This window comes from Streptomyces sp. NPDC047917, assembly GCF_043204345.1.
GTDB lineage: Bacteria > Actinomycetota > Actinomycetes > Streptomycetales > Streptomycetaceae > Streptomyces > Streptomyces sanglieri.
The window spans coordinates 288,543-307,978 of sequence record NZ_JBIDCA010000006.1; the positions used below are offsets into that span (position 1 = coordinate 288,543).

The 19,436-nt window shown below is 71.9% G+C and carries 16 protein-coding genes and 1 pseudogene; 3 read left to right on the forward strand and 14 right to left on the reverse strand.

Annotated elements, in window-relative coordinates; all coding sequences use genetic code 11:
* Positions 1-38: 38 nt before the first annotated feature.
* The 3 genes from ACGF8B_RS16625 to ACGF8B_RS16635 form a co-directional block, all read right to left on the reverse strand.
* Positions 39-1,466, reverse strand: coding sequence for a purine-cytosine permease family protein (locus tag ACGF8B_RS16625; protein ID WP_392738903.1), 1,428 nt, complete (start codon positions 1,464-1,466; stop codon positions 39-41).
* 122 nt (positions 1,467-1,588) lie between these two features.
* Positions 1,589-2,929 carry a hydantoinase/oxoprolinase N-terminal domain-containing protein gene (locus ACGF8B_RS16630; RefSeq protein ID WP_392738904.1) on the reverse strand — a complete coding sequence of 447 codons (1,341 nt, stop codon included), beginning with the start codon at positions 2,927-2,929 and terminating at the stop codon, positions 1,589-1,591.
* Positions 2,926-3,972 carry a DUF917 domain-containing protein gene (locus ACGF8B_RS16635; protein WP_392738907.1) on the reverse strand — a complete coding sequence of 349 codons (1,047 nt, stop codon included), beginning with the start codon at positions 3,970-3,972 and terminating at the stop codon, positions 2,926-2,928. Before ACGF8B_RS16635 ends, ACGF8B_RS16630 begins: the two co-directional genes overlap by 4 nt.
* A 101-nt stretch (positions 3,973-4,073) precedes the next feature.
* Between ACGF8B_RS16635 and ACGF8B_RS16640 the strand changes: the two genes are divergently transcribed.
* The 3 genes and pseudogenes from ACGF8B_RS16640 to ACGF8B_RS16650 all read left to right on the forward strand — a co-directional run bounded on the left by ACGF8B_RS16640 (position 4,074) and on the right by ACGF8B_RS16650 (position 8,275).
* The gene (locus ACGF8B_RS16640) at positions 4,074-5,666 is read left to right on the forward strand and encodes a PucR family transcriptional regulator (RefSeq protein ID WP_392738909.1); all 1,593 of its coding nucleotides are present in this window, start codon (positions 4,074-4,076) and stop codon (positions 5,664-5,666) included.
* 31 nt (positions 5,667-5,697) lie between these two features.
* A pseudogene (locus ACGF8B_RS16645) lies at positions 5,698-6,957 on the forward strand (allophanate hydrolase); the annotation flags it as partial.
* Positions 6,958-7,183: 226 nt separating this feature from the next.
* Entirely contained in the window at positions 7,184-8,275 is a 1,092-nt protein-coding gene (locus ACGF8B_RS16650; protein ID WP_392738912.1) for an LLM class flavin-dependent oxidoreductase, read from the forward strand.
* Between the two features lie 327 nt (positions 8,276-8,602).
* Here ACGF8B_RS16650 and ACGF8B_RS16655 read toward each other — a convergent pair whose 3' ends face one another.
* From ACGF8B_RS16655 to pafA, 11 genes are all read right to left on the reverse strand, one after another.
* Positions 8,603-11,437, reverse strand: a complete 2,835-nt coding sequence (locus ACGF8B_RS16655; protein WP_392738914.1) for a DEAD/DEAH box helicase — start codon at positions 11,435-11,437, stop codon at positions 8,603-8,605.
* 45 nt (positions 11,438-11,482) lie between these two features.
* Positions 11,483-12,391 carry a diacylglycerol kinase gene (locus ACGF8B_RS16660; protein WP_392738917.1) on the reverse strand — a complete coding sequence of 303 codons (909 nt, stop codon included), beginning with the start codon at positions 12,389-12,391 and terminating at the stop codon, positions 11,483-11,485.
* Positions 12,392-12,408: 17 nt separating this feature from the next.
* Positions 12,409-13,359 (reverse strand): twin-arginine translocase subunit TatC, encoded by a 951-nt coding sequence (tatC, locus tag ACGF8B_RS16665; protein WP_392738920.1) that lies wholly within the window; start codon positions 13,357-13,359, stop codon positions 12,409-12,411.
* 65 nt (positions 13,360-13,424) lie between these two features.
* Positions 13,425-13,718: a Sec-independent protein translocase subunit TatA gene (tatA, locus tag ACGF8B_RS16670; RefSeq protein ID WP_392738923.1), complete on the reverse strand. Its 294-nt coding sequence runs from the start codon at positions 13,716-13,718 to the stop codon at positions 13,425-13,427.
* Positions 13,719-14,001: 283 nt separating this feature from the next.
* Entirely contained in the window at positions 14,002-14,199 is a 198-nt protein-coding gene (locus tag ACGF8B_RS16675) for a hypothetical protein (protein WP_259933213.1), read from the reverse strand.
* Positions 14,200-14,218: 19 nt separating this feature from the next.
* Entirely contained in the window at positions 14,219-14,515 is a 297-nt protein-coding gene (locus ACGF8B_RS16680) for a hypothetical protein (protein ID WP_392738926.1), read from the reverse strand.
* Positions 14,516-14,534: 19 nt separating this feature from the next.
* A complete protein-coding gene (locus ACGF8B_RS16685) occupies positions 14,535-15,491 on the reverse strand; it encodes a helix-turn-helix transcriptional regulator (protein WP_392738928.1) in 957 nt (318 codons plus the stop codon).
* A 17-nt stretch (positions 15,492-15,508) separates the two neighbouring features.
* On the reverse strand, positions 15,509-16,462 hold the full coding sequence (locus ACGF8B_RS16690) for a helix-turn-helix transcriptional regulator (RefSeq protein ID WP_392738931.1): 954 nt from the start codon (positions 16,460-16,462) through the stop codon (positions 15,509-15,511).
* Positions 16,463-16,575: 113 nt separating this feature from the next.
* Positions 16,576-16,950: an FKBP-type peptidyl-prolyl cis-trans isomerase gene (locus ACGF8B_RS16695; protein WP_342286731.1), complete on the reverse strand. Its 375-nt coding sequence runs from the start codon at positions 16,948-16,950 to the stop codon at positions 16,576-16,578.
* A 43-nt stretch (positions 16,951-16,993) separates the two neighbouring features.
* Entirely contained in the window at positions 16,994-17,941 is a 948-nt protein-coding gene (locus tag ACGF8B_RS16700) for an FKBP-type peptidyl-prolyl cis-trans isomerase (protein ID WP_392738934.1), read from the reverse strand.
* Positions 17,942-18,067: 126 nt separating this feature from the next.
* Positions 18,068-19,429: a Pup--protein ligase gene (pafA, locus tag ACGF8B_RS16705; RefSeq protein ID WP_266421641.1), complete on the reverse strand. Its 1,362-nt coding sequence runs from the start codon at positions 19,427-19,429 to the stop codon at positions 18,068-18,070.
* Positions 19,430-19,436: the final 7 nt, after the last annotated feature.

Below are 19,436 nucleotides of genomic sequence, written 5' to 3' on the forward strand. Positions count from 1 at the left end.
TCTTTCGTAGGGGGTGAGGGGTTCGGGTGGTGTACGGGTCAGACGGTGGCCCTCGACGACCAGGCGGTGCCGGTCTCCGCCTCGATCGCCGCCGCGGGGCGTGCGGGCTGTTCGAACGGCAGGTCGCGGGCGCCGCGCACCAGGCCGAGCCTGCCGAGGACGACGTAGCCGAGTCCGGCCAGCAGCAGGGAGTCGAGCGCCGGGATGCCCCACCATTGGTAGTGGTCGCCGAGCCAGCCGAACAGGGAGGCGGCGGCCCACAGCGCGATCGTCGCGGGCACCCAGCTCGGTTCGGTCTCGGGCAGCCGTCCGGCGGCGCGCGAGGCGTCCAGCTGCGGGCGCCACTTCTTCACCACGAAGTACTCGGCGACCATGATTCCGGCGACGGGCGGGGTGAGGACGCCGAGCACCGTGAGGAAGTCGGTGAACCGGTCCAGGATTCCGGCCGCCGCGGCGAGGCTGCCGAGCACACCGATCGTGACGGTGGTGCCGACCCGGTTCAGCCGGACCTTGAAGAGCGCCTCGACCGCGCCGATCAGGCCGAGGGACGAGGAGTACAGATTCCAGTTGTTGATCTTCACGGTGGCGGAGACCAGGACGATGACGCCGATGACACCGGAGGAGGACGTGATGATCGCGATCAGGTCCGAGGACTTCACCGCGTAGGCGAGCAGCACCCCGCCGAGGCCCAGCACGTACTCGCCGAGGCTGATGCCCACCACCGTCTGCTTGACGACATCGCCGGTGTTGCGGTTGAAGCGGGTCATGTCGGGGGTGGTGACCGCGCCGACGATGTACGAGCCGGCGACGATGGTCGCGCCGGTGGCGATGGACATGTGGGCGCCGAACGGTGCCGAGGCCACCAGGTCGCCGACGTCGTGCCGGGAGAATTCCACCATCATCGCCCAGCCCGCGAGGCCGAGGAAGGCGGGGACGGTGACGAAGGCGGTCCAGCCCATGGCGCGGAAGCCGCGCAGGACGAGCGCGGTGACGCCGAGCCCGCAGATCAGGCACCAGGCCCAGACCGGCAGCGCGGGCACGATGGAGTGCAGCCCGGCCGCGAACACCGCGGTCTGCACACCGAACCAGCCGAACAGACTGACCGCGATGACGAGTCCGATGAGGGTGGAGCCGTAACGGCCGAACCCGGTCCAGCGGACCAGCATCGAGGTGGACAGGCCCTCCCGCATGCCGGCTATGCCGACGAATATGCAGACGATCTCCAGGATCACCGAGCCGAGCGTGAACGCCCAGAACGCGCCCCAGAAGGAGAGCCCGGCGCCGAGCGTGGCACCGAGCAGGAACTGCGTCAGGTCGGAGAGCTGGCCGAAGCGCTGCACGGCGACGTTGAACCAGGAGTAGCGGGCCGCGCGCGGCACCCGCTCCAGCGGGTAGTCCTCGTCCTGCTGCGGCTGCGCCGGTGTCTGCGTGGACGGCTCTCGGTGCACATCGAACTGCTGGGTCATGGGGACGGGTCCTCGGGTGAGCGGGTGAGCGGGCGGGCAGGAGGGCGCAGCAGCACGGCACCGGCCTGCTGCGGTGGGGCGGGGAGGGCGGGTTCAGAGCGGGAGGGGCGGGGGGGGTGGGTTCAGAGCGGGAGGGGCGGCCCGACGGCACGGGCCCGCAGGAGCACCGCCCCGGGCAGATACGGCACCGGAAGGTCCGGTTCCGCGTGGGTGCGTACGCGCCTGGGATCGGCGCCGGCCCGTACGGCGCCGGCCCGGGCCAGGTCGCGCACTTCGTCCCGAACGGCGTCGAGCCGCCGGCCGGTCCCCCGGCGGACGATGCGGTCGTACTGGCCGCCGACCGGGCTGGCCGCCGCGCCGAACGCCCCGGCGACGCCGCCGTGTTCGGGCCGTACGACGTCGAAGCCGGCCAGCACGTCGGCGGGTACGCCGCCCGCGCCGCCGCCGACCAGGATCAGCGGGAGGAGTCCGGCGGCGGGGCGCATCCGGTCGGCGGCCTCGGCCAGTTCGCGGTGGGCGTCGGCGCGCACGGTGATCAGGTCGGGGAAGCGCACGCTGACCGGGACGCCGCCGATGCGTTCCCCGGGGCCGGCCTCCTGCGGATAGCCGCCCGTCAGTGCCCCGACCCGGGCACGGCGTTCACCGATGTCGGCGACCACCGCGTCCGGGAGCCCGGCCAGGAGTCCGGCGCCCCGGATGGTGCAGGCGGGTCCGCTGCCCAGGCTGAGTCCGGGCTGACGGCGCAGGTACTCCAGGCTCATCAGCGTGCCGTCGCTGCGGGTGACGAGGACGGCGGCGCCGGGGGCGAGGCCGAGGCTGGGCAGCGTGGCGGTCAGTTCGTCGGCGACCCGGGCCACCAGCATGGACAGGGCGGCGTCCAGGACCGTGGCGTTCTCGCGGGCCAGCAGGTCGAGGGTGCCGACGTCGCTGGAGAGCAGGACGGTCGTGTCGGGGCCGGTCTCGGCGCGCAGGATCTCGGCCGCCTCCCGCTCCTGGCCGCCGTCGACGGGTGAGAACACCGCGGTGACGGCGAACGCCTCGGCGCGTCCGGCCAGCGAGGCGCCGAACCGGGCGACGGCGTCCCGGTCGAGCGGCGTGGTGTCGCGGGGCGCCAGACCTCCGCCGCCCCGTACGTTCGCGGTGCCCGCGCACACGGCGTCGCGCAGCGCCCCGGGCCAGCCGAAGAGCGGCCGCACGGCGTCGGCGGCCGCGCCGCCGACCCGCAGCACACCGACCCGGGCGAGCCCGTGCCGTTCCCTGACCGCCCGGGCGGCTACCCGCAGGCCCACGGCGAGCTGGGTGGCCCGGCCGCGCGGCTCGGCGGGGAGCGCGCCGACGGCGGCGGCGAGCGATCCGACGGCGTCCCCGGCCACCGAGGGCACCTTGACGGCCCGCACCGCCCGGTCGCCGTCGAGGAGCACGGCATCGGTGTTGGTGGGCCCGACGTCCACTCCGAGGATCATGAGCCGCCCCCCGGGGTCCGGAGCCCGCCCGCGGTGCCCGCGAGGCCGGCCAGGCCGAAGGCGGCGGGGCCGGCGAGCCGCAGTCCCTCGGGCGTGTACCAGGCGGGGTCCGAGGGGAGCGTGACGAGGTGGACGCGCAGCCCGTAGCGGACCTCCTCGACCGGAACGGCCCAGCCGGTCCGCACGTCGACCAGGGCGATGACGTCCGGCACGACGGCGAGCGGAGTGCCGTCCTCCAGGGCCGCGACGAATTCGCTGCGCGCCTCGACGAGCACCAGCCGGCCCGCATCGGGTCCGCCGCCCTCCAGCAGGACACCCGTGGCGTCGTCGCCGTCGGCGCCCTCGGTGGCGTACCTGCGGACGGAGGAGACCTTGCCGGTCAGCAGCGGGGCCGGTCCTTCGCCCCGCCCCAGGGCAAGGGCGCGGGTGACCGATCCGGCGACGGCGTGCCGGGCCGCCTGCCCGGCGGTGAGGGGATAGTCGGTGGAGGCGGCGCGCCCGCCGAAGGCGACGACGGCGGCGCGGGCGAACTGTTCGAGGTGCGCGCCGTCCACGTCGTCGATCACGACGGTGTGCCCGTGTTCGTCCGCGAGGACGGCCGGTCCGGGGCGCAGCCCGGCCAGCTCCAGGACGTTCTGGTCCATCCGGGGAAAGGCCCGGCCCATCGAGTCGGCGTCCAGCAGCCCCAGTCCCAGCCGGGCCGCCCAGGCGACGGCGACACAGCCGTTGAGACCGCCGATCTCGCTGCTCATCACGGCGGCGACGGGTGCGCCGTGCAGCGCCTCGAAGCGGTCCCGCAGCCGTGCGGGCTCGTCCCGTCCGCCGATCCGTTCGGCGGCGACGGCGGGCGATCCCACCAGCCCGACGGGCATGACGAGTGCGTCCGCCGGGAGCGCGGCCGGGTCGACGACGGGCACCGGGCCGCACTCCTCGATCGCCTGTCCGGCGGCGGGGAGGGTCACATCGGCGGGTCCGCCGCCCCCTGATCCCAGGACGGCACAGCCCCGCGCGAAGTCGGCGAGTGCTCCGGCGTCCACGTGCATGGATCCCAGCGTACGGAGCCGGATCGCGCTCCCCATGGGCCACGGGCCCGTGATTCGGCGGCCCGGTGTGCTTGTGGCACATCGGCGGCACACTGGGATGCATGGCGAACATCCTGGAGCTCCTCTCCTCCCCCGGGCTCGAATCGGTCCGCCCGCTGGTGGGCCCGCTCGACGCGGTGGAGGTCACGGGGGTGCGGCTGGAGCCGCGCCCGGACCGGCTCGCCGCGATCCCCACCGGGACGGTCGCGGTGCTGCTGGCCCCGGTGCCGGGGCACCTGCTGGACGTGGCGGTACGGGACGCGGCCGCGGCGGGGGCCGCCGCGCTGGTCCTGACGGGTGTGGCCGAGGCTCCGCACGGGCTGCCCGCCGAGGTGACGGCCACGGCACGGGCACTGGCCGAGCGGGGCCGGGTCGCGGTGCTGTACGCCGAGGGGGACCTCGCGGCCCTCGTGGTGGCGGTGGAGCGGACGGTGGCCGGGTCCGCGGCGGACGCGCTGGCCCGGGTCGCGGCCGCGGCGCGGGAGGTGACAGCGGTCGCGGGCGACCCCGACCGGGTGGTCGCGGCGGCCAGCCGCGCCCTGGGCGTACCCGTGGAGCTGCGCGCCGCCGGTCCGGGCGAGGACGGCGGGGTCGCCGCGGGACCGGACGGCGAGATCCGGCTCGCGGCCCCGGCCCGCCCGGGTCACGCGGGTACGGCGGTGCGCTCGGTCCTCGCGCTGGCGGCGCTCGCCGCGGCGGGCGGCGGGCACGGCGACGTACCGGTGCGCTCCCGCGGCCGGCTGCTCGCCGAACTGCTCGTGGCCCCGCAGGACCAGGCCGCCCGGCTGGCCGCCCGGGGCCGGGCGCTCGCGCTGCCGGTGGACGGCTGGCACATCGCGCTGCGGCTGGAGGCGGGCGGCCTGGACGCGCCGGACCGGCCGAAGGCGCTGGACGCGGTCATGTCCCAGGCGCTGACCCTGCTGCGGACCTGGGACGGCGCGACGGCGGCCCCTTCCGCCGCCCCGGCCCCGCAGTCCGCCGACTCCGTCCAGTGGAACGCCGCCCTGGTCGACGACGCCCTCGTCCTGCTCAGCACCTGGCCCGCCGATCCGGGGGCGGACGGGCGGCGCGCCACACTGGCACGCGCCCGCCGGGTGGTGGACCGGCTGGCCGGACTGCGCCCGGAGGCGGGTCTGCGGTGCGGCGTGGGCTCACCGCACCGGGGTCCGCTGGGCATCCGTACCTCCGCCCGGGAGGCCCGTGCCGCGGTGCCGCGCGGCCCGGGGCCCACGGTGGCCGCGCACGACGCGGTGGGCCTGGACCGGATGCTGCTGGAGTGGTACGCCTCCGACACGGCGCACGAGGCGGTGAGTGAACTCCTGGCTCCGGTACTGGCGTTGGGCCCGGAGCGGGCCGAGCCACTGCTGCGCACGCTCCAGGGGTACCTGGACCACAACAACTCGCCGGCCCGCGCCGCGGACGCGCTCCATCTGCACCGCAACGCGGTGGGCGCCCGCATCCGCAAGATCGTCCAGCTGACGGGCGCCGATCTGAACGAGCCGGATGTGCGCCTGGCGCTCCAACTGGCCTGCCGTGCGGGCCTGTCCACCACCCGGAGCGAGCCGGGCACGACCATCGGCGGCACAACCGCCGGCAGCGCTGCCACCGGCGCCACCGCCGACGGGCCGCCGCCCGGACGGGGCTTTGCCCGGTGACGCCCCGGCCCCGAGGATCCGAGGACCGACCATGCCGACGATCTCGCCCCTCCTGGACCGCGTCCGGGATGCCCACGCCCGCATCGACGCGGTGCGGCGCCCCGAGCTCTGGATCGATCTGCGCCCCCGGTACGACGTGGAGGCGGAGGCGGCGCGGCTCGGTGCCCGCCTGACCGCGGGCGAGCGGCTCCCCCTCGCGGGCCGCCTGCTGGCCGTCAAGGGAAACATCGACGTGGCCGGTCTCCCCACCACCGCGGGCTGCCCTTCGTACGCGTACGAGCCGGGCTCCGACGCCCCGGCGGTGGCCCGGCTGCGCGCCGCCGGGGCCCTGGTGATCGGCACGACCAATCTGGACCAGTTCGCCACCGGTCTGACCGGCATCTGTTCCCCTTACGGCGCGGTGGCCTGCGCGTACGATCCCGACCGGGTCGGCGGCGGTTCGAGCTCCGGTTCGGCGGTCGCCGTGGCCCTGGGCATCGTGGCTCTCGCCCTGGGCACCGACACCGCGGGCTCCGGCCGGGTTCCCGCCGCGTTCAACGGCGTCTTCGGGGTGAAGCCGACCCGCGGTCTCGTACCAACCGAGGGCGTGGTCCCCGCCTGCGCGAGCCTGGACTGTGTCACCGTCTTCGCCCGTACGCTCCCCGAGGCCGAACAGGCGATGGCGCTGATGGCCACCCCGGCCCCGCGCCCCGACCGCCCCCGCGTTCCGGGCCCCTGGCGGATCGCGGTCCCGCCCACCGCGCGGCTCGGTGGACTCGCACCGGGCCGGGCGGCGGCATTCGGGGCGGCCGTCGCCCGGCTCCGCACGGCGGGAGCCGTACTCCGGCCGATCGACCCGGCACCCTTCACCCGGGCCGCCGCGATGCTGTACGACTCCGCTCTCGTCGCCGAGCGCTACACCGCGGTCGGCGCGTTCGTCGACGCCACGCCCGCCCCGCCCGGCCTCGATCCGACGGTGGCGGGCATCATCACCGGGGCCCGCGACATCCCGGCCCACCGGCTCTTCGCCGACCGGGCCCGGCTGGCCGGCCTCTGGGCCGCCGCGACGGCCGCCCTCGGCGACGCGGACGCCCTCCTGCTGCCCACCACGCCGGACCACCCCACGCTCGCCGAGGCCATGGCGGACGTGCGGGCCGTCAACGCCCGCCTCGCCCGGTTCACCGGCTCCACCAACCTGTTCGGCCAGTGCGCGATCGCGGTCCCCGCCGGTGAGGTGGACGGGCTGCCGTTCGGCGTCATGCTGATCGGCCCGGCGCACACCGATGAGCGCCTCGCCCGCATCACCGAACTCACCGGGCTCGCCGACCACACCTCCCCCCTTGCCCCCGGAGACGGTTGACCACTCACCAACACACCTGTTCCACTGGGTGGATGCGACCTCGGCTGCGGCTGGTGACCCGCGACCACATCGACTTCGGTCGAGTGTGGTCCGCCTCGTGTTGCCGCTGACCCTTCCCACGTCAGCGCTTCCCACGACCGGTCTTCCGCTTCCCCGCAGCACGAGATGAGGCTTAGCCATGCCCGTCGAGTTCCTCGGCATCGCAGCAACGAACGAAGGTTCCGAAGTGACGGCCCGCTCCGGGCCTTCCTTCGACCGGGAGTACACCCTCAAGCTGGCCCGCGCGCACGAGGACCACGGCTGGGACCGGGTGCTGTTCGCGTACGGTTCCGGCTCCCCCGACCCGTCCCCGGCCGCCGCCTACGTCGCGGCCCACACCGAGAAGCTCCGGATCCTGGTGGCGCACCGCCCCAACGTCTCGTACCCGACGTTCGCCGCCAAGACCTTCGCGACCCTGGACCGGATCAGCGGCGGCCGCCTCGCCGTGCACTTCATCACCGGGGGCAACGACCACGAGCAGCAGCGCGAGGGCGACTTCCTCACCAAGGACGAGCGGTACGAGCGCACCCGTGAGGCCATCCGGATCATCAAGAGGGCCTGGACATCTCACGAGCCCTTCGGCCACGAGGGCACGCACTACCGCTTCGACGACTTCGTGAGCGACACCTTCCCCGTGCAACAGCCGCGGCCACAGGTCTCGTTCGGGGGTTCCTCACCGGCGGCGTACGCGGCCGGCGGCGCCGAGGCCGACATCTACTGCCTGTGGGGCGAACCGCTGGCACAGACCGCGGAGCAGATCGCTTCGGTGAAGGAGGCCGCGAGGGCGGCGGGACGTACGGACGTGCCGAGGATCCAGGTCGCCTTCCGCCCGATCATCGCGCCCACCGAGGAACTGGCCTGGGAGAAGGCCCACCGGACCCTGGCCCGGATCAGGTCCGGCAGGTCTGGCAGGTCCGGCGCACCGCGGAACACCCCGGAGAACACCGGCTCCCGACGCCTCCTGGCGGTGGCCGCCGCGAACGACCGCCACGACCGCGCCCTGTGGACACCGACCGCGGCGGAGACCGGCGGCGCCGGCAACTCGACGGCCCTGGTGGGAACCCCGGAAACAGTGACCCAGGCCCTGCTGGACTACTACGACCTGGGCGTGGAGATCATCTCGGCCCGCGGCTACGACCTCCTGGACGACGCCATCGACTTCGGCCGCCACGTCATCCCGCTGGTCCGGGAGGAAGTGGCCAAACGGGACGCGGCCAACTCGGCCGCATAACCCCTCCGGGCCGCATCCAGTCCTTCCGGGCCCGCCTCCAGCGCCTCCGGCGACAACCGGAACCTCCGGGCCACCTCCAGCCCCTCCGGGCCGCCTCCAGCCCCTCCGGGCCACATCCAGCCCCTCCGGCGTTTGAGGAGCGGGGGCCCGGGGGCGGAGCCCCCGGTTACGGGAAGGGGCGGGGAGGGGAGGGGACAGCCCCGCCGCAGGCACACCCCGCAACGCCAACCGCCCCGCAGGCGCACCCCGCAACGCCGCGCCGACCGCCCCGCACCCGCACCCGCACCCGCACCCGCACCCGCACCCGCACCCGCACCCAGCGGACACTCACCCCACGGAGCTGTACGCCACAACCCCCCGCAACACCGCGTCCACCGCCTTGTGCGCGTTGCGGGCCACTGAACTCCCGTCCCGCGGCGCCGCGGCCGCGATCTGACCCAGCACGTCGATCACCTGCTTGCACCACCGCACGAAGTCCCCGGCCGGCATCTCCGCCTCGCCCAGCACCTCGTCCAGCGAACGCCCCGACGCCCACATGTAGACCGCCCAGGCGAAGCCCAGATCGGGCTCGCGCTGCCCGACCCCTTCCGCCTGGTTGATCTTGAAGTCCTCCTCAAGGGCGTCCAGCCGCCCCCAGATCCGGACCATCTCGCCCATCGCGGTCTTCGCGGGCCCCGACGGCAGCTTCGGCGCCACCGCGTCGTCCGCCTGCCGCGCCTCGTACACCAACGCCGAGACACAGGCCGCGAGTTCGGCGGGGTTCAACCCCTCCCACACGCCCGCGCGCAAGCATTCGCTCGCCAGCAGATCGAGCTCGCCGTAGAGCCGGGCCAGCCGGCGCCCGTGCTCGGTGACCTCGTTGCCCCGCAGGTAGTCGAGCTCGGTGAGCAGCGCGACGATCCGGTCGAAGGTGCGGGCGATCGTGTTCGTCCGCCCCTCGATCCGCCGCTCCAGCTGCCTGGTGTCGCGCTGCAGCCGGTGATACCGCTCGGCCCACCGCGCGTGGTCCTCGCGCTCGTCGCATCCGTGGCAGGGGTGCGCGCGCAACTCCGCCCGGTAGCGGGCGATCGCCCGGTCGTCGGCCGCGACGGACCGGCTCTTGCGGTGCCGATCCGGAACTATGTGGCCGGCCTTGGTCCGCAGCGCGGAGGCCAGATCGCGACGCGACTGCGGGGAGCGCGGATTGAACGACTTCGGCACCCGCATCCGCTCCAGCGCCTCCACCGGAACCGGGAAGTCGATCGAGGCCAGTCGCTTGACCTGGCGCTCGGCGGTGAGCACCAACGGGCGCGGCCCGTCGTGGTATTCGAGCCCGCGGTGGCCGTGCCCATTGGTCCGCCCGGCGGGCAGACCCGGGTCGAGCACCAGCGCCAGCCCGGCGAACTTGCCGGTGGGCACGTGGATGACGTCGCCGGGCTTGAGCCGCTCCAGGGACGCCGCCGCCTCGGCCCGCCGCTGCGTCGCGCCCTGCTTGGCCAGCTCGGTCTCCCGGTCCTTGAGGTCGCGGCGCAGCCGCGCGTACTCCTCGAAATCACCGAGGTGGCAGGTCATGCCCTCCCGGTAACCCTCCAGCCCCTCTTCGTTCTTCTGGACCTGGCGGGAGATGCCGACCACCGAACGGTCCGCCTGGAACTGCGCGAAGGAGGTCTCCAGCAGTTCGCGCGAACGGTGCCGCCCGAACTGCTGCACCAGGTTGACGGCCATGTTGTAGGACGGCCGGAAGCTGGAGCGCAGCGGATACGTACGCGTACCCGCGAGTCCGGCCAGCGCGCCCGGATCCATGCCGCGCTGCCACAGGACCACCGCGTGGCCCTCGACGTCGATGCCACGCCGCCCCGCCCGGCCGGTCAGCTGGGTGTACTCGCCGGGGGTGATGTCGGCGTGCTGCTCGCCGTTCCACTTGACGAGCTTCTCCAGCACCACCGAGCGTGCGGGCATGTTGATGCCGAGGGCGAGGGTCTCCGTGGCGAAGACGGCCTTGACGAGCCCTCGGACGAACAGCTCCTCGACGACCTCCTTGAACGTCGGCAGCATGCCCGCGTGGTGCGCGGCGATGCCCCGCTCCAGGCCTTCGAGCCACTCGTAGTAGCCCAGGACATGGAGGTCCTCGCCGGGGATGGAGGCGGTGCGCTCCTCGACGATCTCGCGGACCAGACGCCGCCTCTCCTCGTCGTTGAGCCGCAGTCCGGCATGCAGACACTGCTGCACGGCGGCCTCGCAGCCGGCCCGGCTGAAGATGAACGTGATGGCGGGGAGCAGCCCTTCGGCGTCCAGCCGGTCGATGACCTCGGGCCTGGCCGGCGTCCAGATCCGGCTGCGCTGGCGCCGCTCGCGCTCCCGGTCCGCCTCGCGGACCATCTTGCCGCGCCGGCGTTCACGCGGGTTGTAACCCCGCTGGTTCTCCATCCGGGCGAGCCGGACGAGGTCGGGGTTGACCTCGCGGCGTCCGGCGCCCCGGCCGCCGTGGTCGGTCTCCTCCTCGAAGAGGTCGTACATCCGGCGGCCGGCCAGGACGTGCTGCCAGAGCGGCACGGGCCGGCTCTCGGAGACGATCACTTCGGTGTCACCGCGGACGGTGTCCAGCCAGTCGCCGAACTCCTCGGCGTTGGACACGGTCGCCGACAGTGACACCAGAGTCACGGAGTCCGGGAGGTGAATGATCACTTCTTCCCAGACGGCGCCCCGGAAGCGGTCGGAGAGGTAGTGCACCTCGTCCATCACCACATGGCCGAGGCCCCGCAGCGTCTGGGAGCCCGCGTACAGCATGTTCCGCAGCACCTCGGTGGTCATGACGACCACCGGGGCATCGGCGTTGACGCTGTTGTCGCCGGTCAGCAGGCCGACCTTCTCCGGCCCGTACCGCTTGACCAGATCGGCGAACTTCTGGTTGGACAGAGCCTTGATCGGCGTGGTGTAGAAGCACTTGCGGCCCTGCTCCAGGGCGAGGTGCACGGCGAACTCGCCGACGATCGTCTTGCCCGAGCCGGTCGGAGCGGCGACGAGTACGCCCTTGCCGGCCTCCAGGGCCTCACAGGCCTCGATCTGGTAGGGGTCCAGATCGAATTCGTACAGCTCGCGGAAGGGCGCGAGTGCGGTGGCCTGCTCGGCGGCGCGGATCCGAGAAGCCTGGTATCGCTCAGCTGGGGAGAGGTCCTCTGTCATCGTGCTTTCGAGACTACCCGCCACCTCTGACACCAGGCGCGATCTTTAAATCCCGCCCGGAGAACCCGGCACGAGCACCCGCACCGCACCGGGCACGCAGCGCGCGGTGAGCGGCAGCGCCCCGAGTTGTTCACCGTCCGCGTACGCGGTGACACCCGCTGCGGCCAGCTCGATCGAGGAGACCCGGTGCACGGTGACCTTGGGGTGGCTGAGATGCGTCCCCTTGTAGACGCGGGGGAACACCTTGAGCAGGGTGGCGCGGCTGCAGTCCCCGACGACGGTCACGTCGAACAGACCGTCGTCCATCACCGCGTCCGCGCAGATCCGCATGCCTCCGCCGTACGTCGACCCGTTGCCGACCGCGATGAGCGTCGCCTCGATCTCCCGGACCGGTCCGTCGTCCAGCCTGACGCGGTAGGGGATGGGCTTGAACGCGGCGAGTTCGGCGAGGATCGCGAGGTCGTACTTGAACCGTCCGCCGACCCAGCGCATCCGGTTCCCCCGGTCGTTGACCCGGGAGTCGAACCCGGAGGCGAGCACCGACCCGAACCACCGCTCACCGACCCGCCCGAGGTCGATCTCGCGGACGCCGCCACCCTTGAGCGCCTCGGCGGCCAGCCGCCCGGCGGCGGCCGGATCCCGTATCGGCAGCCCGAGCGCGCGGGCGAAGTCGTTCCCGGTACCGACGGCGACCACCCCTAGCGGGGTCATCGTTCCGGCAACGGCCTGCAGGGCGAGGGACATCATGCCGTCCCCGCCCACGGCTATCAGCGCCCCGGTCCCACCCGCGACGGCCTCCCGGGCCCGCCGCAGAGCGTCGTCGGCGTCCTCACCGAGAACCGTGCGCACGGAGAATCCGGCGTCCCGCAACGCGGAAGCGGCCGGCTGCGCGGCGTGCGCGCCCCGGCCGCGTCCTGCGGTGGGATTGACGAAGAGGGTGATCTCGCTGGTCACCCGGGGACCCTACAAGGTCAGGTGATGTCGTCGTAACCGTTCACCCGGTCCCGGTCCGAACTCGCCTGTGCGGGCAGCGACCGGGCGGACGAGACCGACTCGATCTCACCGATGTCCTCGGGAGTGAGGTCCAGGTCCGAGGCCTCGTCGTCGGCGGGTCCGCCCGCCGCGAGTTGCGCCTTGCGGCGGTCGTTGAGGACCGAGATCGCCGTGGCCACGAAGTAGAGCACCCAGATCGGAACGGCCAGCCCCAGCATGCTCACCGGGTCGGTGCTGGGCGTGGCCACCGCCGCGAAGAGCGTGATGCCCATGATCATGCCCCGCCACCAGCCGAGCATCCGCTTGCCGGTGATGATGCCGCCGAAGTTCAGCATGACGAGCAGCAACGGCAGCTCGAAGGAGAGCCCGAAGACCACCACCATGCGTGTGATCAGATCGAGCAGCTCGTCCAGCGGCAACTGGTTGTCGAGGTCGGCCGGCGAGAACTCCAGAAGCACCCGCGCCATCGTGGGCAGCGTCATGTACGCGAAGAAGCCACCGGCGAGGAAGAGGGGGAATCCCGCGCCGACGAAGGCCAGCGAGTACTTCTTCTCCTGCTTGTGCAGGCCCGGGGCGACGAAGGCCCACAACTGATAGAGCCACACCGGCGACGAAAAGACGACGCCTGCCATCAAGGAGACCTTGAGCGCGAGGGTGAACGGGGTGAGCAGACCGTTCAGGACGATACGCGCGCAGGTGACATCGTCCTGCTTGGCGAGTTCGGCGAAGCTGGACGCGCACCCGACCGACTTCAGCACCGGGTTGGTGAAGAACTCGATGATCTCCTTGTAGAAAAACGCGGCCACAATCGTGACGACGACGATTCCCAACAGGCCTTTCGCCAGCCGGTTACGCAGCTCACGCAGGTGCTCCACCAAGGGCATGCGGCCCTCTGGGTCGGTCTCCTGCTTGCGGGCAGACTTGAGCAACCCACGTCCTCATCTCGTGCAGCAGGCCCTCACTGTTCAGGGCGCCTGCGTCGGCCCGGTTCTTGTCAGCGCTTGGTCGAGTCGGTCGGCTCCGCGACCGGACGCGAGCTGCTGACGTCGCCGGGGGCGGCCTTGATGGTGCGCGGGGCGGCCTGGTCCTGGGCGGCGTCGTTGGCGGCCGGCTCGGCCGGGGTCGCCGACGGGCTGCCCTCGGACTTCATGGCCTTGGCCTCGCTCTTGAGGATGCGGGCCGACTTGCCGAGCGAGCGAGCCATGTCAGGAAGCTTCTTCGCGCCGAACAGCAGAACAACGACGACGAGGATCAGGATGATCTCGGGAGCGCCGAGCCTTCCGAACATATGTGTGTACCTTCTCACCGAGGCAGCAGGGGTGGGGCGGATCGAACCTCGGACGGACGTCCGACCTTCGTACTGTCAGCGATCGTATCCCGCAGGAGTAAACACAGGGCAATACCCACGCATCCTTGCGATTACGGCCCACGCCTCGCTCTCCGGGCCGCCTTCAGCAGCGTACCCCCCGAAACCGGGAAACTGGAGGCCGCGCCCGCTCCGATCCATCCGCCCTGCTCACAGGGCGGATCGGGGCAGCGGAGCCGGCACGCCCCGGCCCGGACGGAAGGCCCTAGCGCAGCGCCTCGCCGGTGGCGGCGAGGTCGGTCGCCGCCCTTTCGAGGTCCTCCGCGGCCCGGTTGATGCGCTGGGTGGTACGCGTCACCTGACGCCCGAGCCGCTGGGCCTCGATGAAGACCTTGACGGCCAGCACGCCGAGAACGGCGATCCCGAGGAACCCCAGGGCGATGGCGAGCATGGGCCAGAACATGTGCTGAGCCTCGATGTGTCTAGGGGGCCGACGGCGTGGACAGGGCCTGGAGGCCGGGGTGCAGGCGCAGCGTGCGCACACCGCCCCTGCTGAGGAGTTCGACTATCCGCTCCCCCGCGGGCTTGCGGACGGCCGCGTCGCACCGCGGGCAGGTGAAGGAGTAGAACGTCGTCCGGCGACTGGCCCCCACCACGAGGCGAACGGCGCTCGCCGCGAGCTCGAACCGTTCGCGGCAGTCCGGGCAGGCGGCCTTGAACCGTACGGACTCGGGCACCACCACGGTCGGAACACCTGACACCACAGACATATTGCTCATATCTCCCTCAGGTTTCCGCTCAGGCCGGTTCGTCGTACGCGGCGAGCGCCGCGCCGGCCGCCTGCTGTGCGCTGCGCGCCAGCTCCGGCGGGGAGACGATGCGGCCCTCGCCGCCCAGCCGCAGCGCGAGCCTGCGCAGCGAGGCCGGGTCGGGGGTGCGCAGGGTGATCCGCAGCCCGCCGTCGGGCAGCTCCTGTGCGCTGTCGTGCGGGTAGTACTCGGCGACCCAGCGTCCGCCCGGGCCCACCTCGACGACGACTTCCGGGTCCTCGGCGGCCGGCTGGACCAGCCCCTCGGACAGGTCCCGCAGCTCCAGCTCGGGCGGGGCGGCGGGCTCGTCGAGCAGCCGGATCTCGGCGACCCGGTCCAGCCGGAACGTGCGCCGGTCCTCGGACGACCTGCACCAGGCCTCCATGTACGTGTGTCCCACGGCGAACAGGCGGATCGGGTCCACCTCGCGCTCGGTGAGCTCGTCGCGCGCGGGCGAGTAGTAGCGCAGCCAGAGGCGGCGCCGTTCGGAGATCGCCCGGTCGACATCGGCGAAGACGCCGCCCTCGGACTCGAAGGTGACCGAGAGCCGCGAGCTCGCCGCCCCCACCTCGCCGGCCGCGGTCTCCAGCTTCGCGGTGGCCCGCAGCAGCGCCTGCCGGTCGCTCTCGCGCAGCCCCGGCAACGTGGCCACGGCACGGGCGGCGACCAGCAGGGCCGTCGCCTCGTCGGCCGCGAGCCGCAACGGCTCGGCGACGTCGTCCGGGTTGTGCCACCAGATGCGGTCGCCGTCGGTGTCGATGTCCAGCAGGTCACCGCCGCGGAAGCTCGTCCCGCACATGGGCAGTACGTCGAGGTCCGAGATCAGCTCGTCCTCGGTGATCCCGAAGGCGCGGGCGACGTCCTGGACATGGGCGCCGGGGCGCTCGCGGAGGTACGTCACCAGGGAGAGCATCCGGCGGGTCTGGTCGATCGCGTTCGTGGCCATGGGTTGCCGTACCTCTCTCAGTCCTTGGCCACGGCGCGCAGCCGGTCCACCACATCGGCCCGCAGATCGGCGGGTTCCTGCACGACGACGTCCGGGCCGAACTCTACGAGCCAGGCGTCCAGACCGTGTCCGTACGGAATCTCCAACTCATCCCACCCGTTCCCGAGTTCCCGGACCGACACGGCGCGCGAGCGCAGCGGGTAGCCCGCCCCGGTGCGCAGCCGGATCAGCGCGGTCCGGGTGGCCGTCTCCCCCGCCCAGCTCTCGACCGTCTCGCGTACGGTCACGACGTCGGGCACCTCGGCGGTGAAGGCACCGGCCCGGGAGCGGACCCGGCCGGTGATCCGGGAGAGCCGGAACACCCGCTCGGCGCCGCGGTCCCGGTCCCAGCCAGCCAGATACCAGTGTCCGCGCCAGCACTCCAGGGTCCACGGCTCGACCTGACGCTGTTCGGACGTGGCGGCGTTGCCCTTGCGGTAGTCGAAGGTGACCGGGCGGCGGTCGCGGCAGGCCAGCATGAGCGGCTCGAACGCCGCCTCGTGGACGGGGATGCGCGGTTCGAGGGCGCTGTGCACCTCGTACGCGTCCTCGGCCTCCGGCATGCCGGCGGCCCGCAGCTTCTGCAGCGCACCGCTGGCCGCGCCGGCCAGCCGCGCCTGCTGCCAGACCTTCGCGGCCAGTCCGAGCGCGGCGGCCTCCTCGGCGTCCAGCGTGATCGGCGGCAGCCGGTTGCTGTCGCGCCGGGCGAGATATCCCGTCTCGCCGTCCAGGTTCTCCACGGTCTCGATGATCAGACCGAGCTCGCGCAGATCGTCCTTGTCCCGCTCGAACATCCGGTTGAAGGCGTCGTCGGAGCCGGCTTCCAGATAGGCCTCGATGGAGCCGCGCAGCTCGCGCTTGCTGAGCGGGCGGCGGGTCCCCAGCAGACACAGCGCCAGATTCATCAGCCGCTCGGCCTTGGCAATCGCCATCGATGCCCTTTCTGTTTCGCTCTACGACGCTCGACCGTACCGCTACGCGGTGTCGGGACAAAAGCGAGGGCCCGTGCCTGGCGGCACGGGCCCTCGTATCGCACGGGCACGGATCAGACTGCGACCAGGTCGCAGACGAAGATCAGCGTCTCGCCGGGCGCGATGCGGCCGCCACCGGCGCCGCGGTCGCCGTACCCGAGGTGCGGGGGAATGATCAGCTGGCGACGACCGCCGACCTTCATGCCCTGGACACCCTGGTCCCAGCCGGCGATGACCTGGCCGCCACCGAGCTGGAACTGCAGCGGGCCGCCGCGGTTCCAGGAGGCGTCGAACTCCTCGCCGGTGGAGAAGGACACACCCACGTAGTGGACGGAGACGGTGGCGCCCGCCTCGGCAACCGGGCCGTCGCCCTCCCAGATGTCCTTGATCTCCAGCTCGGCCGGCGGCTCGCCACCCGGGAAGTCGATCTCGGGCTTCTCGATGCTCACTGACTTGCTCCTCTTGATGATGAACTGGGCAACCGGGACAGTCTTACATCTTCGCCAGGAGGTCCACGGAGAAGACCAGCGTGGACTTCGCGGGGATGGTCTGCTGCGCCTTGTCACCGAAGCCCTGGTCCGGCGGGATGACGAGCAGCACCCGGCTGCCGATCTTCTTGCCGACCAGACCGTTCTTCAGGCCCTTCAGGGTCACCTGGGCGAGCGGGAAGGTCTGTGTCTTGCCCGCGGTGTAGGTGCTGTCGAAGGTCTTGCCGTCCTTCCACAGCAGTCCCACGTAGTTCACGACGACGCTGTCGGTGTCCTTCACGACGTCGCCCTTCGACTCCAGGATGTAGTTGGAGACGAGCTTCGCCGGCGGGTCGCTCTTGGTCGGGATGGTGACCTTGGGGGCCTTGCCGTCGGTGTTGGTGCCGACCTTCGGCAGGTCGATGTTGTCCTGGGCGACCTCGGTGCCCTTGGCGGAGGCCGGGATCTGCGTCGCCTTCAGGACGTCGACGACGAAGACGAGGGTGGCGTTGGGCTTGATGTCGCCCTGGCCGTTGGCGCCGTATCCGAGGTCGGGCGGGATGACCAGCTGGACCCTGCTGCCGACCTTCTGACCGACGAGGCCCTTGTCCCAGCCCTGGATGACCATGCCGGCGCCGAGGGTCAGGTCGAACGGCTGCTTGCGGTCGAAGCTGTTGTCGAACGGCTTGTCGGAATCCCAGGCCTGACCGAGGTAGTTGACCTGAATCGCGTCGCCGTTCTTGAGCGTGGCGCCGTCTCCCTCGCTGACGACTCTGGTCTTCAGCTCCTTGGGCGGCTTCCCCGTGCCCTTGGCCAGGGTCGGCTTCTCACCGAATTTCGCGCCCGCGGTGATCGCGGGGAACCCGTCCTTCGACGCGGCGGAGGCGGAAACGGAATCGGAGCCCTTTTCGTCGCCGCAGGCCGCTGTCAGCAGCAACAGGGGGACGACGAGAAGGCCGGCAAGTCGGCGCACTTGTTCCTCAGATCTCAGACGGCACAGTTGGTTGAGTCCCCGACACTCTAGGGCGTACGCAGGGCCCCGTACGAGGAACGTACGGGGCCCGCGTCGCGCCGGCGGCCGGGAACGTGCGGTGCCGGCTCACATACCCGCGATCAGTTTCTCCACCCGGTCGTCCACCGAACGGAACGGGTCCTTGCACAACACGGTTCGCTGCGCCTGGTCGTTGAGCTTGAGGTGGACCCAGTCGACGGTGAAGTCCCGCCGCTGCTCCTGCGCCCTGCGGATGAAGTCGCCGCGCAGCCGCGCCCTGGTGGTCTGCGGGGGCACGGACTTGCCCTCGAAGATCTTCAGGTCGTTGCAGATGCGGGCGGCCTGTCCCTTGCGCTCCAGCAGGTAGTACAGGCCGCGCCGACGGTGGATGTCGTGGTACGCGAGGTCTATCTGGGCGACCCGCGGATGCGACATGGTCATGTTGTGCTTGGCCCGGTACCGCTCGATGAGCTTGTACTTCATCACCCAGTCGATCTCGGTCTCGATCCGGTCGAGGTCCTCGGCCTCGATCGCGTCGAGCGTGCGGCCCCAGAGCTCCAGGACCTGGGCGACGGTTCCGGTGCGGATGCCGCGGCGGTCGACGAAGTCGACGGCCTTCTCGTAGTACTCGCGCTGTACCTCGATGGCGGACGCCTCACGCCCGCTGGCCAGGCGCACCTTGCGCTGCCCGGTGGTGTCGTGGCTGACCTCGCGGATCGCCCGGATCGGGTTCTCCAGCGTCAGGTCCCGCATCACCGTGCCCGCTTCGATCATGCGCAGCACCAGGTCGGTCGCGCCGACCTTGAGCAGCATGGTCGTCTCGGACATGTTGGAGTCACCGACGATGACGTGGAGACGGCGGTAGCGCTCCGCGTCGGCGTGCGGTTCGTCACGCGTATTGATGATCGGGCGGGAACGCGTGGTCGCGGAACTGACGCCCTCCCAGATGTGCTCGGCACGCTGGCTGACGCAGTAGACCGCGCCCCTGGGGGTCTGCAGCACCTTGCCCGCGCCGCAGATCAGTTGCCTCGTGACGAGGAAGGGAATGAGGATGTCCGCGAGCCGGGAGAATTCTCCGTGCCGTGCCACGAGGTAGTTCTCGTGGCATCCATAGGAGTTTCCCGCCGAGTCGGTGTTGTTCTTGAAGAGATAGACGTCGCCCGCGATTCCCTCCTCGTGCAGGCGGCGTTCGGCGTCGACGAGCAGGCCTTCGAGAATGCGCTCGCCGGCCTTGTCGTGGGTGACCAGTTCGGTCAGGTTGTCGCATTCGGGGGTTGCATATTCCGGATGCGATCCCACGTCGAGGTAGAGGCGGGCGCCGTTCCGCAGAAAGACATTGCTGCTGCGGCCCCATGACACAACACGGCGGAAGAGGTAGCGCGCCACTTCATCAGGGGACAGTCGGCGCTGTCCCCTGAACGTGCACGTGACGCCGTACTCGTTCTCCAGCCCGAAAATGCGGCGGTCCATGACTGAA